The sequence below is a fragment of the Agrobacterium sp. 33MFTa1.1 genome, assembly GCF_004328495.1.
GTDB lineage: Bacteria > Pseudomonadota > Alphaproteobacteria > Rhizobiales > Rhizobiaceae > Agrobacterium > Agrobacterium pusense.
This window is the reverse complement of record NZ_CP036358.1, coordinates 1686707-1702225: the sequence shown is the minus strand read 5'-3', so window position 1 is coordinate 1702225 and position 15519 is coordinate 1686707. Positions and strand designations below refer to the sequence as shown.

The 15519-nt window shown below is 59.1% G+C and carries 14 protein-coding genes and 1 other RNA gene; 8 read left to right on the top strand and 7 right to left on the bottom strand.

Annotation, left to right across the window (positions count from 1 at the left end):
- Positions 1-252 precede the first annotated feature (252 nt).
- From EYD00_RS08705 to EYD00_RS08675, 7 genes are all read right to left on the bottom strand, one after another.
- Entirely contained in the window at positions 253-1479 is a 1227-nt protein-coding gene (locus tag EYD00_RS08705) for a lytic murein transglycosylase (RefSeq protein ID WP_004442825.1), read from the bottom strand.
- Between the two features lie 122 nt (positions 1480-1601).
- Positions 1602-2381 (bottom strand): glycoside hydrolase family 25 protein, encoded by a 780-nt coding sequence (locus tag EYD00_RS08700; protein WP_004442823.1) that lies wholly within the window; start codon positions 2379-2381, stop codon positions 1602-1604.
- 233 nt (positions 2382-2614) lie between these two features.
- Positions 2615-3334 carry a class I SAM-dependent methyltransferase gene (locus EYD00_RS08695; RefSeq protein ID WP_004442821.1) on the bottom strand — a complete coding sequence of 240 codons (720 nt, stop codon included), beginning with the start codon at positions 3332-3334 and terminating at the stop codon, positions 2615-2617.
- Positions 3331-4581 (bottom strand): BtaA family protein, encoded by a 1251-nt coding sequence (locus EYD00_RS08690; protein ID WP_004442818.1) that lies wholly within the window; start codon positions 4579-4581, stop codon positions 3331-3333. Before EYD00_RS08690 ends, EYD00_RS08695 begins: the two co-directional genes overlap by 4 nt.
- A gap of 333 nt (positions 4582-4914) precedes the next feature.
- The gene (locus tag EYD00_RS08685) at positions 4915-5994 is read right to left on the bottom strand and encodes a lytic transglycosylase domain-containing protein (protein ID WP_004442817.1); all 1080 of its coding nucleotides are present in this window, start codon (positions 5992-5994) and stop codon (positions 4915-4917) included.
- Between the two features lie 123 nt (positions 5995-6117).
- Complete coding sequence (locus tag EYD00_RS08680; protein WP_004442814.1) at positions 6118-6753, bottom strand: LysE family transporter; 636 nt, start codon at positions 6751-6753, stop codon at positions 6118-6120.
- Positions 6754-6805: 52 nt separating this feature from the next.
- Positions 6806-8017, bottom strand: a complete 1212-nt coding sequence (locus EYD00_RS08675) for a pyrophosphate--fructose-6-phosphate 1-phosphotransferase (protein ID WP_004442813.1) — start codon at positions 8015-8017, stop codon at positions 6806-6808.
- Positions 8018-8345: 328 nt separating this feature from the next.
- Between EYD00_RS08675 and EYD00_RS08670 the strand changes: the two genes are divergently transcribed.
- The 8 genes from EYD00_RS08670 (at position 8346) to rsmH (ending at position 15518) form a co-directional block, all read left to right on the top strand.
- On the top strand, positions 8346-9086 hold the full coding sequence (locus tag EYD00_RS08670; RefSeq protein WP_034498855.1) for a J domain-containing protein: 741 nt from the start codon (positions 8346-8348) through the stop codon (positions 9084-9086).
- The gene (locus EYD00_RS08665; RefSeq protein ID WP_004442811.1) at positions 9083-9862 is read left to right on the top strand and encodes an N-acetylmuramoyl-L-alanine amidase; all 780 of its coding nucleotides are present in this window, start codon (positions 9083-9085) and stop codon (positions 9860-9862) included. The genes EYD00_RS08670 and EYD00_RS08665 overlap by 4 nt, the downstream gene beginning before the upstream one ends.
- A 248-nt stretch (positions 9863-10110) precedes the next feature.
- A complete protein-coding gene (locus EYD00_RS08660) occupies positions 10111-10650 on the top strand; it encodes a lytic transglycosylase domain-containing protein (RefSeq protein WP_004442810.1) in 540 nt (179 codons plus the stop codon).
- An 88-nt stretch (positions 10651-10738) separates the two neighbouring features.
- On the top strand, positions 10739-11926 hold the full coding sequence (locus tag EYD00_RS08655) for an FAD-dependent oxidoreductase (RefSeq protein ID WP_004442809.1): 1188 nt from the start codon (positions 10739-10741) through the stop codon (positions 11924-11926).
- Between the two features lie 60 nt (positions 11927-11986).
- Complete coding sequence (locus tag EYD00_RS08650; RefSeq protein WP_004442808.1) at positions 11987-13177, top strand: NAD(P)/FAD-dependent oxidoreductase; 1191 nt, start codon at positions 11987-11989, stop codon at positions 13175-13177.
- Positions 13178-13233: 56 nt separating this feature from the next.
- Positions 13234-13636, top strand: an RNA gene (rnpB, locus tag EYD00_RS08645) — RNase P RNA component class A.
- Between the two features lie 401 nt (positions 13637-14037).
- Positions 14038-14478 (top strand): division/cell wall cluster transcriptional repressor MraZ, encoded by a 441-nt coding sequence (gene mraZ / locus EYD00_RS08640; RefSeq protein WP_004442807.1) that lies wholly within the window; start codon positions 14038-14040, stop codon positions 14476-14478.
- 14 nt (positions 14479-14492) lie between these two features.
- Positions 14493-15518, top strand: coding sequence for a 16S rRNA (cytosine(1402)-N(4))-methyltransferase RsmH (gene rsmH, locus EYD00_RS08635; RefSeq protein WP_004442806.1), 1026 nt, complete (start codon positions 14493-14495; stop codon positions 15516-15518).
- Position 15519 lies beyond the last annotated feature (1 nt).

The window sequence follows — 15519 nt, the reverse complement described above, 5'->3', positions numbered from 1 at the left end:
GATAATATGACCGTTTTGTGGCAGTTGAAAAGCGGTTTTTGTGATGCGGTGCAGCACGTCTTTCAGGGCCTCAAAAAAGGAATTTCCGTAATTATCTGAAAATGAATGGTTATTTTCTTATCACGCAGTGCTTCATGTGTTTAAAAAAAGTAAATGACCGGGGTTTTATCCCCAGTCATCCGGTCGAGATTAACGATTTTCGCCTTGATTCCGGCCGACAGATTAAGGGCCGGAGAGCAGCGTTAAGACAGGTTAAAGCGCCTGTAGAAGAGCTGCCGTAGGCCAGCCGTCCGCCGGCATGCCGAGGCGCTGCTGTTCCTTCTGGATGGCGACGCGGGTGCCAGAACCGAGAATGCCATCCACCTTGCCGACATTATGGCCGCGTGCTTCGAGCTTGGTCTGAAGCTGCTTCATGGTGGCGTCATCAAAGCCGGGATCTGGGTTGCCCTTGTCATAGACCGGGCCGCCCATCAGGCGGGTAGCGAAATAGGCAGCCGAGGTCGTGTAGATGAACGACTGGTTCCATTCCAGATAGATGTTGAAGTTCGGATAGGTAAGGAAAGTCGGACCCTTGCGGCCCTGCGGCATGATGAGTGCGGCGGGAAGGGAGGCGAAGTTCTTGTTGCCATCGCGCGGGGTGACGCCAAGCGCAAACCATTCGCCGGCGGTCAGCGGGCCGCCAAGGCCGGATTTTTCCCAGGGCAGGTTCTCGGGCAGGGAAACTTCCTGAATCCAGGGTTCGCCCTTTTTGAAGCCGAGGTGCTGGATGAATTTTGCAGCCGTCAGAATGGCATCGGGCGCACTGCTCTTGACGTTGATGTGGCCGTCACCATCACCATCGACGCCGAAGGCGATGATATCCTTCGGCAGCATCTGCACCTGGCCGATTTCGCCGGCCCATGCGCCCGTATTGGTGGCAGGATCCAGATCGCCATGCTGAACCATTTCGATCAGCGCGAGCAGCTGCGGACGGAAGAGCTCCGGGCGGCGGCAATCATGCGACAGGGTTACCAGCGCGTTGCGGGTGTTGAAATCGCCCTGAACGGCGCCAAAATCGGTCTCCATGGCCCAGAAGGCGGCAATGACGCCAGCGGGCACGCCGAACTCGTTTTCGGCGCGGGCGAAGGTGGAGGAGAGCTCCTGCAGCTTCTTGCGGCCGATATCAAGGCGAGCCTGGCTGACGGTGCGCTGCGAGAATTCGAGGAAAGTCTGGCGGAAAACGCCCTGCGCGCGGTCACGCGATAGCACCTTCTGGTCGATCTGTGCGCCCGCCAATGCCTTCTGGATCGCATCTGCCGGAATGCCCTTGGCAAGCGCATCGGCCTTGACGCCTTCAAGAAACGTACCGAGATCACCACCGCAGGCCACCTGCTTGGGATCGTCAGGCGATGCAACCGGTGGCGTGGCGAGGGCTGCGCTGGAAGACAAAAGAGACAGAGCGGCGGCAAAGATTATGCTGCGCGACCGGAACGTGGGCATGGGAATTTCCTCGATAGGTTGTTAGCCCGCTTTACCCATATGTTTGCGACAAAAAAACGGATCGGGCGATCTGACGTGGTTGAACAACGCCGAATTTTGGAAAGTGTTGCTTCTTGGCCGTCCTATTTGGCCGAAGCGATCCATTTCCGCCAGTTTTTCTCGCTTCCGGCAAAGACGTTGATGTCGGTCGGGCCATTTACGCCGGGTACGACGCCTGTTGCGGTGTATTGCCAGAAGGCCCATTGCCGGTCTTCATAGATCTTGGTCGGATGCGCGGCGACGGACCGCACCCAGAAATGATAGTCCTTGAACTGGCCGACGAGATTGTCGCGGTGGAAATCAACCGAGGTATAGATAATCGGACGTTTGCCGTAATGGGCTTCGATGCGGTCGAGGAAGCGCTGCATTTCGGCGCGTACGATGCCGGGGGCCGGGCGCGTCTTGCAGGTGGGGGAGGCAGGGTTCCACTCCACGTCGAGAACCGGTGGCAAAGTAACGGCGTCCTTCGGCACGTTGCGAATGAACCAGTCGGCCTGCGCGTCTGCCGTCGAGCAGAAATAATAGAAGTGGTAAGGCGCATGCAGAATATTCGCGGCTGCGGCGCTGCGCCAATGGTCGCCGAATTTCGGATCGATTCGATCCGACCCCTCCGTTGCCTTGATGAAGACGAATGACACGCCCGACTTGCGCACGGTCTGCCAGTCGACATCGCCATTCCATTTGGACACGTCGATGCCGTGCACCTCATGGCGGTGCGGGTTGTTGACGCCGAAATCCTGCGGGTCGGTATCGGAAAATTTTGGCTTGGATACGGACGCGGTTTCGAGCAGATCGTAACTCGTGGAGGTGCAGCCGCCGATCAATAGCAAAGCCGACAATAGTGCCGATAAACGCAGCCGCATTGGAACCCTGATGAAAATATTGCCCCTATACGGCCGCCAAAACGGCGCGCCGTATCTCCCGATTTACGCATAACATGGTAAACAAACTGATATGGCAAGTGGCAACGTGCTTTTTGCACCCGACAGTCGCTGGATTTGAAGCGATTTGCGCATTCATCGCCGAATAAGGCGCTGCAGGAGCCTTGACGGTGACGCCCCTCGGCGCTGCGCGGGGTCCGTTCTACCTTCTGCAATCAGGCCTCGGCCAGGATGCGGTGGATTTTCGGTTGCTGCGCTTCAGTGACCGGAAGGGTAATGACAGCCCGCCAGGCGTAACCACGGGCGATTTCCTCAAATTCGAGGTTGCCATCAAAACGGCCTGCCATATTGGCCAGAACATAGCGAAGATTCGCGCGGGGCGTAACATGGAAGCGCGTGAGCCAGCCGTGCAGGAGCGTGCGGAACCACTTCGGCAGCTGCTCCTGCTGGCCGAAATCGACAATATGCAGCGCGCCACCGGGTTTCAGCGCCTTGAGCGCCTGTTCCACTGCCTTTTCCCAGTCCGGTATCATCGACAGCGCATACGGAATCATGACCCGGTCGAACCCGTCGGGCTGACCGAACTCGGAGGGGCGGAAAGCGGTGGCGTCGGCCACGCGCAAAATCGGGCGTTCCGCCCTGCCGGCGAAATTCTCGGCTGCGGTCAGCAGCATTTCGGCGGAGATGTCGAGGCCGAATAGTTTGGCGTCAGGAAACCTGCGGCCGGCCAGCAGCAGGTTGCGACCGGTGCCGCAGCCGACTTCCAGGAGCGTGCCGCCCTTTGGTACGTTCAGGCCGGAAATGGTCCGGTCGCGGCCAAGAAGGTAATATTTGCGGGTGATATCGTAGATATGCCGCTGGTGGCGATACATGCGGTCCATCAGGCTCGCATGTGCACTATCTGCAAGACTTACATTCTCACCGACGGTTTTCATGCCATAGCCCTCTGGTAAATATGGAAACCGCCATAAATGGCCGAGCGGTCCAAGGCGTTGAGCTCGCTGGAGCGCTCTTCCAGATAGACCCACTGATTACGGATATCGGGGGAAAGCCGGCCTTCGATCACGCTCTTTTCGGCTGCGGTGCGGAAGATGACGCGAGCGCCCGATGCGGCGGTGCGGCTGATCTGCGACCACAATTCGTTGAGCTGCACATCCGTCATCCAGTCCTGCGCGTCCAGGAGGATATAGCGGTCGACGGCGCTTGCCGGCTTTTTGGAGAGAAGCTCGGTGTAGGTGGCGTGATGCACGGCGACGCGCGCCGTATTGTTGCGGATTGTCTCGTAATATTCCGACTTGAGATAGGCGGGCAAAGAGCCTTCATGCGGCTCCGGATAACGGCGTGCAAAGGCCTGCCAGGCAAAATAATTGTCGCTCAGCGGAAAGTTGCAGGCGAGTTTTTCCAGCCGCTGCTTCAGAACCGAGGCAACCGTGCCGTCATCGGAAAGGCTTGCCAGTTCGTCATATTGGCGGGGCGGTATGCCGAGACCGAAGAGGGAGCTTTTGCGTTTCGTCAACCAGCGGACCACCTTCTTGTCGAAGAGCGGCGCGACCTTGCTGTTGAAAAACTGGCGCTGTTCTTCGAGCGTCCGGGCCCTGGCCATTTCGGTGAGCTTCACACCGTGCAGCCTGGCCATGAGATGGCCTGCGCCGATGAAGCGTCCGAGCAGGCCGGTGTGATAGATGTTCCTGTCAAACACCGAAATGCGACGACGGCCGGAAAGCGTGCGCTTCGACCAGTAAGCCTTGGTCGTGGCATCGAGATGTTCGGCGATGAAGCGATCGTAACCGTGGCTGTTGCTGCGCATATTGGCGCGGCCGAAGTGACGCACCACGTCCTGATGGGCGGGCAGATGGCGGAAGGCGGCGAGCTTCAGCTTGTTCAGCGCAATGTGATGCGGATTGAGGTCAACCACGTCGATGCTGGCCGGGTTGCGCGAGAGATAGGCCAGCATGTTGCAGCCGCCGGAACCGATGGTGACGATACGGTGACCTTCGCCCAGCTCCATCGCCTCCATGTCGATCTCGGGATCTTCCCAGATTTGCGGATAGACGAGGCCGGAGAAGAGAACGCCGAAGAACCGTTCGGAGAGGCCGCTTTTCGAGAGAGCCTTGTGCTGGAGCAATGCGGACTTCAGTTTCGTGTTCTTGCTGAAGCCGGTCTTGGGTGCCGCACTCGTCATTTGTTCACCTCTCAGTCGATTGAGAGGCGTCTACAGCCGTGACGCTACAGTTTGATGACAGGGGCTGTGGGCGAAGGTGGGGAATGATGGAGACGCTGGAAAACCAGACGGGGCCGGCACTGCGGGACACAAAGAACCGCCCCAGCCACAGATGGGGAGGCAACTCGCGCCGCTACGGATACGTCGCCTCGGGCTCGTCCCGAGGATCTGCACGTCCTGATATTTGCGGGGTTTTCAAATCCTTGGGACAAAACCAGGGATGGCGAAAGGAAAATGCTCGACGTTCAAAGAAGGCAAACGGCTGCGCCGCGCTCAGAGCGACGCCAGAGGCGATCACTTGCGCAGAACGTGCAGCATGCCCTTGCGTTTTGCATCGTAATAATAACCGCGCGCGTAAAGCCTGACGGCGTTGTCGCGGTCGTTGCCCGCTACCACCCATGCGCCGCGTAAATATTTGACGGCGTATTTGAGATTGGTTTCGGCGTCGAACAGGCCCGAGGCGGGGCCATCGAAGCCCATGGAGCGTGCCGTAGCGTGCCTGATCTGCATCAGGCCGAAGTTACCGCTGTTATAGGCGCCGGGATTATACCGGCTTTCGCGCTGCACCACGCGATGAACCAGATCTTCCGGTACATCATACATGCTGGCGTATTTGGAAATCAGCCCGCTCAATTTTTCGCGTCCGGCAGGTGGCGTATTAAGCGGCGCGGTCATCGCTTCATTCTGCCGGATGGCGGCAAGGGCGGCGTTGGTCGGCCCGGCGGCATAGGCGAGAACGGTGCTGTCCGGCTTGGGCAGCGGAATGACTTTGCGTTCGGCCGTCAGTTCGGTGCCGATGGAGGGTGAGCCGGGCGGCGGCGGTGCCGGCGGGAAGCTGCCCTTGACGGCAACCACCTGCGGCAGATCGGCCGCGGCATTATGGGAGGCAGGTTTGGCCGCCGCAGCCGCCGTTTCGATGGCTGCCGCCGCGGGAGCGGCGCTTGCCGGTGCGAGTGCTGCGGCCGCGGTGGGTGCAGATGCCGCCACGGCGGCTTGGGCGACCTCGGTCTGCTGCGGCTGCATCTGGGCAGTGATCGCAGCGGCGGCAGCTATTTCGGAAGCCGGCGGCAGCGCCACGCGTCCGCCCTTGACGGCGACGGCTGTGGGAAGTGCTGCTGCCTGAGAAGAGACTGCGGTTTCGGCGGTCTGAACCGATGCAGCTGTCGGAGTTGCTGCTGCGGCCTCGGTCGCTACCGGCTGCGCGGATGTCGACGCAGGAGTGGTCGCGGGGTCGACCGTTGCGATTTTAGGGCCGTTTGGCCCATCCTTCGCGGTATATTCGACGCTGGTGCATGCGCTCAATGCCAGTGCCAGACCCACGGTGGAAGACAGAAGAAGTGTCCTTCTTCCGCGGAATTTGCCCGAATTTCGCATGTTGCCGCCTTCGTTATGCCTGTCTTTCGATACCCCCGCGTCGAGCGAAGCAGGCAGTGTCCCGTCGAGCTTCATTAACCTATTGTAAGGAAAGCGGCAAGCCGGGAGGCGACTTGCAGTGTTTCAGGCCGCGATGCGTCTGTATCCGGCGCTGACCGCACGGCCGGAAATGAAGTGCGTGCGGTACTTCTGGCGGATTTTCTTGTCGCCAGACATGCGCCGCACCAGTGCCAGAGTCGATTCGGGAAACAGCCCCTGCACGATGAGAATGGCCAGAGCCAGAAGCAGGACTGCGGCCTGCGCCACGGCAAACGTCTCTACCGCATTGCCGGTGGTGGAAATGAATTGCGGCAACAGCGCCAGGAAGAAGGTGAAATAGCGCGGTCTCAGGGCGGCGGTTGCATAACAATCGCGGAACGTTCCGCTCCCGGACTTGCCAGCCAGATTGTCATTATCGGCATTGGCCGCCTGGGCGGCGGGAGTGGCGAAAGTCCACAGGAAAAACAGCATCAGCCAACCGAGTCCGGCCCATTGCACGATTTCCACGAAAGACTGCGGCATATAGGCAAAGCCGGCCACAGGAATGGCTGAAATCGTCATGGCGGTTACGATACCGAGAGCGCCGCCGCTGACGGAAGCCAAAAGCGTCTTTTTGCCGCGGATGGCGGCATAAGAGGCGACAGAAAATACAAGGGGAGAGGGGAGTGCGAACACCGCGGCACATGCTGCGCAAAAAATCAGCCAGGCCTGTCCAGACATTCTCTTCCTCCTTGCCCTCCCTGTCGCCGTCTTATTTTAGCCTACCGTAAAATCAGGCCGCTGTGAACGGCTGACCGACATGTTCCATCACTTCGGTAAACCATTTGGCAGAGAGGTCGAAATGCTTTCCGCCCTTGATACGCGGAAATTCGATGGTCCGCAATTTGCCATTCTGGTCTTCGTCGTGGCCGGTGACACCGGAGACCTTGTTGAGTGCGCTTTCCACGGCGAGATCGACCATGCCCTGGATGAGGCGCAGATCGTCGCCATTGGCGGGGGCAGAGCGGGCGAAATAGCCTGATTTCTGCACCATGGAGCGTTCTGCGCCGATGAGGCTGGCAAACTGCTTCTGGAACCAGCCGCCGACATTGATCGTGTCGATCTTCACATGGCCGAAGGCATCGCGCTTTACCGCTTCGCCGGAAGCCTCGCGTTCAGCGACGATGGAATCGAGGCCGGCACCTTCGGAGACGAACAGCGTGACGTAGCCGTGTCTGTCCATGATTTCCTTCAGGCGCTCGGCTTCCGCTTCGATGTCGAAGGCCATTTCCGGCAGGTAGATGCCGTCGATGTTCTTCATCTGCGTGTTCATCATCAGGCCTTCGACATATTCGTTGCCGTTGGTCTTCTGGATATAGGCACGGGCGGTAGCCGCCGTCAGCCAGCCGCAATGGCGGCCCATGACTTCGTGGATAACGAAGGTTTTGGGGGCTGCGCTCTGCTCGTTGCTGACATTGTCGAAGAAGGACGCGCCGACTTCGGCGGCCGTCCAGGCGCCAAGCGACTGCTTGATCGGAACCACGTCATTGTCCACCGTCTTCGGCAGACCGACGACGGTGAGGTCGTAGCCGTTGGCGCCGAGATAGGCGGCGAGGTCCGCTGCGGTCGTATTGGTGTCGTCACCGCCGATGGTATGAAGAATGGTGACGCCGTCAGCCGCCAGCCGCTCGGCAGCGACACGAAGCGGATTATCGCCTTCCTTGACGAGGCCGCGCTTGGCGCAATCGGCGGCGTTGGTAAGCTTGACGCGGCTGTTGCCGATCGGCGAGCCGCCGTAACGATGCAGCAGATGCGCCTTTTCCCGCATGTCTTTGCTGATTTCGATGCGATCACCCAGAAGCACGCCCTGATAACCGGAGCGGTAAGCGATGATGTCGATCTCAGGCGCTATATCGCTGTATCGTTCGATCAGGCCGCCCACGGCCGAAGAGAGACAGGGCGCAAGGCCACCCGCGGTCAGCATTGCGACTTTCTGTTTGGCCATCATGGCTCTCCTTTTGCGTATACTCAAACACATGTCTGGACATGTCTGGCAAATGGATGCGACAGCCGCGTGTAGGTGTAAAGTGAATTTATCAAGAAAAACGCCGATTTCTCGCGCTTTTTCAGCGGCTTGACCTGACCGGGCAAATATAATCGTTTCAATAGGCCCATTGCGGACACGGGCCCAGTGCCCTGTGGAAAACCCGGAGTTCCGTTCACCCCGCTATCTTGTTCCTGAAGCAAAACTGTCGCAAAGATGAATAAAAGTTAATGCCGCTTACCCGCTGTGGATATTGCATTCGCGGCAATATCCCGTCATGCTTGCGGTCATGATGTTCGATTTCGCCTGTTTGCAAATTTCATCCCTGTGGGAACGGCTGCTCGGCGCAATCGGCGACGCGGCAGGCAACGCGCTTGGTCGCGTGGTGGAAGCCATCCGCACCCTGTTCGAAGGTGATCCGGAAACGCGCCGCAAGGTCTCTTTTTCCGTGGCCATCATCGCGCTTTCCGCCAAGATGGCGAAGGCCGACGGCATCGTCAACGATGCCGAGGTACGGGCCTTCAGGCAGATTTTCGATTTTCCGGAAGAAGAAGCCAAAAACGTTGCCCGTCTTTATAACCTCGCACGTCAGGACGTTGCGGGTTACGAAGCCTATGCGGAGCGGCTGGCCGGTCTTTGCGGTTCCGGTCACGATAATTGCGAGATGCTGGAAAGCGTCATCGACGGCCTTTTTCATATCGCCAAGGCGGATGGCCTGATCCACGAGCGTGAGCTTGCCTTCCTCGGCCGTATCGCGGAAATCTTCCATATCACCGAAGATCATTTCGAAACGATCATGGCGCGGCATGTGCATATGGATGGGCGCGATCCCTACCGCGTGCTCGGTGTTTCGCCGTCCGACGACTTCCTGGATATCCGCAAGCGTTACCGTTCGCTGGTGGCGGAGCATCATCCCGACAAGCTCATCGCCCGTGGCGTTCCCATGGAATTGCATGCGGCTGCGAATGAGCGTATGGCGGCTCTCAACGCCGCCTATGCGGCCATCGAGAAAGAACGCCGCGTCGCATGAGTGAATGTCTGCCGGATTTTACCCCGGATTTCGGGGGCGCAACTGTTGCGCCTTCGCCTAATCACGGCGAGAGGATCGGCGTGCCCGGTCCCGATATCATTCTTCTTCATTATACCGGCATGACGACAGCCGATGGTGCTCTGTCGTGGCTCTGCAATCCCGAAAGCCAGGTGTCGAGCCACTACTTTGTTTTCGAAGACGGGCGCATCATCCAGCTTGTGCCGGAAACCCGCCGTGCATGGCACGCCGGAAAAAGCTCCTGGGCCGGGGACGAGGATATCAACTCCCGCTCCATCGGCATCGAAATCGCCAATCAGGGTCATCCCGGCGGGCTGCCGGAATTCCCCATGGAGCAGGTGGAAGCCGTCATCGAATTATGTCGCGATTGCGGCCAGCGGTGGCATATCGCCCCTGAAAGGGTGCTTGCCCACTCGGACGTGGCGCCGATCCGCAAGGTCGATCCGGGCGAAAAATTCCCGTGGGACATCCTGTCGCAGCACGGTGTCGGCCATTGGGTTGAACCCGCGCCAATCCGCGGCGGGCGTTTTTTCCAGCGCGGCGACCATGGCCAGCCCGTCGAAGCGCTGCAGTCTATGCTGTCCATCTATGGTTACGGCGTTGAAATAACGGGCAATTATTGTGAAAAAACCGAGGGCGCCGTGGCGGCGTTCCAGAGGCATTTCCGGCCCGCACTGGTGGATGGCATTGCGGATTTTTCCACCATTGACACCCTGCACCGGCTGATTGCCCGCCTGCCGAAATTTTCGGTCGCCTGAACGCAGATTCTGGAAAACGAATCCCGGTTTGCCGCGCTCCGCAAGTCGCTTTTTTGGGGTTGCCACAGTTAATCCGCATTGAGGAAGTTTAAGAACAGCACTGTATGCGGTGACGTTCTTCAGGGGAACCTGCCGTCAATATCAATCAAGGAGACCGGACAGCGGAGAGTCGCGATCGACTTTCCGGGCGTTGACTAATTGTGCCGATTCATTGTTCCGGTCCTCCGATCTGGAGACTTTTTCTACATATGAACAGGGTTGTTGTTGCTGTCGTAGTGGGTATTGCTGTACTCGCTTCGCAGGCGGGGATTGCTTTTGCCAAAGACGAAGACGTGAAGACCAAAACCGTGACGCTGGAGAATTTCTTCCGCAAGCCCGGTTATCCCATGCCAGAAAAGAGCCTGCCTTCTTCGCTCAGGAACGATTATTCCGATCTGATCGTCAAATATGCCAAGCGTTACGGCGTTCCCACCAATCTGGCGCATGCCGTGGTTTCGGTTGAAAGCAAGTTCAACCCCAAGGCTCGTGGTAGCGCAGGCGAGGTCGGGCTGATGCAGATCAAGCCGGCGACGGCGCGGATGATGGGCTATCGCGGCACGACCAAGGCACTCTACGATCCCGAGACCAATATTCGCTGGGGAATGCAATATCTGGCGACGGCGCATCAGCTGGGCGGCGGTCAGGTTTGCAGCACGATCCTGCGGTACAATGCCGGCCATGGCGCTACCCGCATGAACCCGGTCTCCAAGCGTTATTGCGGCAAGGTGCAGGCGCTGCTGGCCGGCTGAGGCCTCCATCGTCTGAGAAATTGCGAAAAGCGATTCCGCTTCCACCCGGCATGCTGTAGTCAGAAGCAAAGCTGATACGGAGCATGACATGCCGGATTTCAAATATATCGTCGTCGGGGCCGGGATGATGGGAGCGGCTGCGGCGCGGCATCTCTCAGTGCAAACGGATGACGTGGCGCTGATCGGCCCGGGTGAACCCGCCGATCGCAAGACCCATAAAGGCGTGTTCTCAAGCCATTACGACGAGGCGCGCATCACTCGCGGGTTTGACGGTGATCCCGTCTGGGCGGAACTGGCGCAACGTTCCATCCACCGTTATGCCGAGATCGAGGCTAAGAGCGGCATCCGCTTTTTCACCGAAGCGGGCTGCCTGTTCACCGGCAACGGCAAGGGTCTTGCCGGTGATTATGTCTCGCGCGCCCTTTCCTCGGCCGACCGTCTAGGCCTTGGCATAGAGACGCTGCGCCATGATGTGCTTGCCGACCGGTTTTCGATGTTCTCCCTGCCAGCCGATCACGGCGGTTATTTCGAGGCGCGGAATGCCGGTCACGTCAATCCACGCGCCCTGGTGAAAGCGCAGTGCGCCATTGCGGAAGCGCAGGGCGCACGGTTGCTGCGCGAGACGGTGGCGCATATTCGCGATACCTCCCGTGGCGTTGAGGTTTCGACCCGCGAAGGGGCCATCCACACCGCCGAAAAGGTCATCGTAGCCGCCGGCGGTTTTACCAACATGGCAGAACTTCTTCCATCGCCGGTCGATATGGCGGCAACGGGCCGAACCATCGTGTTTTTCGAACTGGATGAGGCAAGGCAGGCCCTGTTTGGAGCGATGCCATCCACCATCGTCCTCGCGGAGACCGAGGACGACATCGTCTACATCCTGCCGCCGGTGCGTTATCCCGACGGCAAGGTCTATCTGAAGATCGGCGGCGAGAGCGAGAAGGGCAGGCTAGAAACGCTGGCTGAAGCGGTTGGCTGGTTCCATTCGGACGGCACGCCTGAGGAGGTGGAGTTTTTGAAGAAGCGGGCGCTATCACTGATGCCGGAGCTTGCCGGCTGCCCCGTGACCTCCGGCTCTTGTGTCGCCTCCATCACCCGCAGCGGCTATCCCTACATCGGCTATACGCAATCTTCCAACATCGCGGTTCTGACCGGCGGCAATTTCGTTTCCGCCAAATCTTCGGACGAAATCGGACGGCTGGGAGCCGTGCTGCTTTTGAACGGTCAGCTGGCAGAGGATGAGTTCGCCGCCGAAATGGCCCCGGTTTTCGTCTGACATTTTCGGGCGAAGCGGCTAAAAGGTTTCGACGGAAGTGAGCGGGTAAAGAGGGGCGGCATGTCGGGACATTTCAAATATATCGTCGTGGGCCGCGGCATGATGGGCGCCGCCGCCGCCCGCCATCTGGCCGAAACAGTGGATGGCGTCGCGCTGATCGGTCCCGGTGAGCCTGCAGATATAAAATCGCATCAAGGCGTCTTCGCCAGCCATTATGACGAGGCGCGGATTACCCGCACCATCGATGGCGATGCCGACTGGGCGTTGCTCGCTAACCGTTCCATTGCACGTTATGGCGATATTGCGACACGCAGCGGTGTCGAGTTTTACGCGCCGGTCGGCTGCCTGATGGTTGGACCTGAGCGGGGCGGCGCCAATCCCTTTGTCGATGATGTTCTGAAGGCGGCTGCTCGGCTCGGGGTTTCCACGGAACTCCTGGATGACCAGAGCCTGAAAAGCCGCTTTCCCTATTTCTCCTTCGAACAGAGCTGCGAAGGCGTCTTCGAGAGGGATAATGCCGGTTACGTCAATCCCCGCGCGCTGGTGAAAGCACAGACCATACTGGCGGAAAAGGCGGGTGTTACGCTGATCGACGATATCGTTGTTTCCACGCGGGAAGAAAGTGGCCGGGCATCGGTTCATACGGCATCAGGTGCGGTTTATACCGCAGACCGGGTGTTGGTGGCGGCTGGCGGCTTCTCGATTACCAAAGATCTGTTGCCCCAGCCGGTAGCGCTGGATGTCTATGCACGCACCGTTGCTTTCTTTGAGATAGATGGGGGTGATCTGGATCAATATGCCGGCATGCCGTCGCTGATCTACGAGCCGCGCGATACGACAAAACATATCTATCTTCTGCCGCCGGTCCGCTATCCCGATGGCAAATTCTACCTGAAGATTGGCGGTGATCCCGATGACAAGCGGCTCGGCAGTGATCCGGAAATCCGGGAATGGTTCCGCTCCGGTGGACGGGAAAGCGTGCGGGATCATCTCGCTGACATCGTCGGAACGCTGGTGCCTGCCATCGATCTCTCGCGTGTCTCGATGGCCGCCTGTGTCGTCTCCAAAACCGGCAGCGGTTATCCCGCCATTGGTTTCACAGCCTCGCCGCGCATCGCCGTTCTGACCGGTGGTAACGGCACGGCGGCCAAGAGCTCCGATGAGATCGGACGGCTTGGCGCGTTGCTGCTACGAGACGGAGAAATCGCCGACGGTGCTTTCTCGACGGATTTCAAACCCGCATTTCTTTAATCTTGGCCGTCGCTTTTCGGTGGCTTTCGCTGCGGAACATGGTTATGCAGCCCATGCCAGTTGGCCGGGCAGCCGCGCTTTACCAATGTCGAAAGACGGTAAGGTGAGGAAAGTCCGGGCTCCACGGAAATACGGTGCCGGATAACGTCCGGCGGGGGCGACCCCAGGGAAAGTGCCACAGAGAGCAAACCGCCATGCATCCGCATGGTAAGGGTGAAAGGGTGGGGTAAGAGCCCACCGCGCTTCTGGTAACAGCGGCGGCAAGGTAAACCCCACCGGGAGCAAGACCGAATAGGGATGACACGGGGCGGGCGAAAGCCCGTTCACAGCCGGTTTCCGGGCCCGTCATCCGGGTGGGTTGCGCGAGGCGGCATGCAAATGCCGTCCCAGATGAATGGCTGCCACGTTCCGGGTCAAACCGGGGCCATACAGAACCCGGCTTACAGGCCAACTGGCGAATTTCCTCTTCGGCTTCGAGGGTGGAAATTTTGGCGGGATGAAGACATCCTGTTGTTTCATAAAAGAAAATATATTTTTCCATGATGCATTTTTGCGTCGTGAAGGCGGGTTGCTGCGCGCAAAGTAAACCATTCGTTAAACTTAACGGCTTATGAATTTCCGATGCGAAGGCGGTATCGTGCCGGCTTCATCCCATTGACGCCCATAGTGTCCCATGGTATCCCAAATGCACACCACATTGGGTCGTGTTTTTGACCCGCAATCGCTGAAACGAGTGAGGAGCCTGCAAGGGGCTGCTGCAGGGCATGTCGCCCTGGCGCTTGGCGATGTGTCGTGCGTACCGGTGTCGGCTGCGGGGCGGATGAATCGCTTTGCGGCATGCGGTTTTGGCGAGTTGAGTGATGGACCGCTTTTTATCGAACGTGACGAACAGGATCGACGCCAAGGGGCGCGTTTCGGTTCCGTCTCCGTTTCGTTCGGTGCTGGCCAAGCGCGGCGTTCAGGAGCTTTATTGTCTCCAGGATTTTGCGTTTCCGGCAATCAGTGTCGGCGGTCCGGATCTGCTGGAGCGCTACGAGCGGCAGATTGCGTCCATGGATGCCTTCTCGCCGGAAGCGAACGCAATGTCGCTGCTGGTTCACGGCGGCGGTGTTTTCATGAAGCTCGACCAGGAAGGTCGATTGATGGTGACGGATTTTGTGCGGGAATTCACCGGCATCTCTACCGAGGTCACCTTCGTCGGACGAGCGGATCATTTTCAGCTTTGGCAACCGGATGCGTTTTTGGCGGCGCAGGCGGAAGCAAGAGCGGGGCGCGGTTTTTCGGCTGCTCGCCCCGCCTAGGACGGGGACACTCAATGGCGGCGAATTCTGGCGGACGATCTTCTGATGCCGATGGCGGACCTCAGCGCCATATCCCCGTGCTGCTTCGTGAAGTCATCAGCGCGCTTGAACCCGCCCCCGGCAAAATTATTCTGGATGGCACTTTCGGCGCCGGCGGCTATACCCAGGCCATTCTCGATCGCGGCGCAAATGTCATCGCACTAGACCGCGATCCAACGGCGATCTCCGGCGGTCAGGCAATGGTCGCAGCCAATGGCGGCCGGCTTTCGCTCATCCAGTCGCAATTTTCCGATCTCGCGAAACATGCGCCCGAGGGCGGCCTTGATGGCGTCGTTCTCGATATCGGCGTATCTTCCATGCAGATCGACGAGGCCGAGCGCGGTTTTTCCTTCCAGAAGAACGGCCCGCTCGACATGCGCATGTCCGCTTCCGGCGTTTCGGCAGCCGATGTCGTCAACCGCGCCAAGGTTGGTGATCTCATCCGCATCTTCGGTTTTCTCGGGGAAGAAAAGCAGCCGGGTCGCATTGCCCGCGCTATCGAGAAGAGGAGAGCGGAAGAGCCTTTCCGCACCACCCGCGATCTGGCGGGCCTGATCGAGATCGCCACGCCACGCAAAGCCAAGGACAAGATTCATCCGGCAACGCGGGTGTTCCAGGCGCTGCGTGTTTTCGTCAATGATGAGCTGGGTGAGCTGGCGCAGGCATTGTTTGCCGCCGAGCAGGTTCTGAAGCCCGGAGGTCGGCTGGTCGTCGTCACCTTCCATTCGCTGGAAGACCGTATCGTCAAGAAATTCTTCTCCGACCGTTCGGGCAAGGCAGCCGGTTCCCGGCATCTGCCGATGGTGGAGGACAAGCCCTCCATTTTCGAGAATATCGGGAAGCCGATGATTGCTGCCAGCGACGAGGAGGCGGAGCTTAATCCGCGGGCCCGTTCGGCCAAGCTCCGCGCTGGCCTGCGCACCACGGCACCGGCGCGCGCTGCGGATTTCTCGATATTCGAGCTTCCCGATCTCGCCAGCCTTGAAAAGATGGGAGGCTGAT

Coding starts and splice junctions, on each gene's coding strand:
- rsmH (WP_004442806.1), top strand. CDS start 14,493: ATGGCGGCGAATTCTGGCGGACGATCTTCTGATGCCGATGGCGGACCT.
- EYD00_RS08655 (WP_004442809.1), top strand. CDS start 10,739: ATGCCGGATTTCAAATATATCGTCGTCGGGGCCGGGATGATGGGAGCG.
- EYD00_RS08680 (WP_004442814.1), bottom strand. CDS start 6,753: ATGTCTGGACAGGCCTGGCTGATTTTTTGCGCAGCATGTGCCGCGGTG.
- mraZ (WP_004442807.1), top strand. CDS start 14,038: ATGGACCGCTTTTTATCGAACGTGACGAACAGGATCGACGCCAAGGGG.
- EYD00_RS08665 (WP_004442811.1), top strand. CDS start 9,083: ATGAGTGAATGTCTGCCGGATTTTACCCCGGATTTCGGGGGCGCAACT.
- EYD00_RS08695 (WP_004442821.1), bottom strand. CDS start 3,334: ATGAAAACCGTCGGTGAGAATGTAAGTCTTGCAGATAGTGCACATGCG.
- EYD00_RS08685 (WP_004442817.1), bottom strand. CDS start 5,994: ATGCGAAATTCGGGCAAATTCCGCGGAAGAAGGACACTTCTTCTGTCT.
- EYD00_RS08660 (WP_004442810.1), top strand. CDS start 10,111: ATGAACAGGGTTGTTGTTGCTGTCGTAGTGGGTATTGCTGTACTCGCT.
- EYD00_RS08650 (WP_004442808.1), top strand. CDS start 11,987: ATGTCGGGACATTTCAAATATATCGTCGTGGGCCGCGGCATGATGGGC.
- EYD00_RS08705 (WP_004442825.1), bottom strand. CDS start 1,479: ATGCCCACGTTCCGGTCGCGCAGCATAATCTTTGCCGCCGCTCTGTCT.
- EYD00_RS08700 (WP_004442823.1), bottom strand. CDS start 2,381: ATGCGGCTGCGTTTATCGGCACTATTGTCGGCTTTGCTATTGATCGGC.
- EYD00_RS08670 (WP_034498855.1), top strand. CDS start 8,346: ATGATGTTCGATTTCGCCTGTTTGCAAATTTCATCCCTGTGGGAACGG.
- EYD00_RS08675 (WP_004442813.1), bottom strand. CDS start 8,017: ATGGCCAAACAGAAAGTCGCAATGCTGACCGCGGGTGGCCTTGCGCCC.
- EYD00_RS08690 (WP_004442818.1), bottom strand. CDS start 4,581: ATGACGAGTGCGGCACCCAAGACCGGCTTCAGCAAGAACACGAAACTG.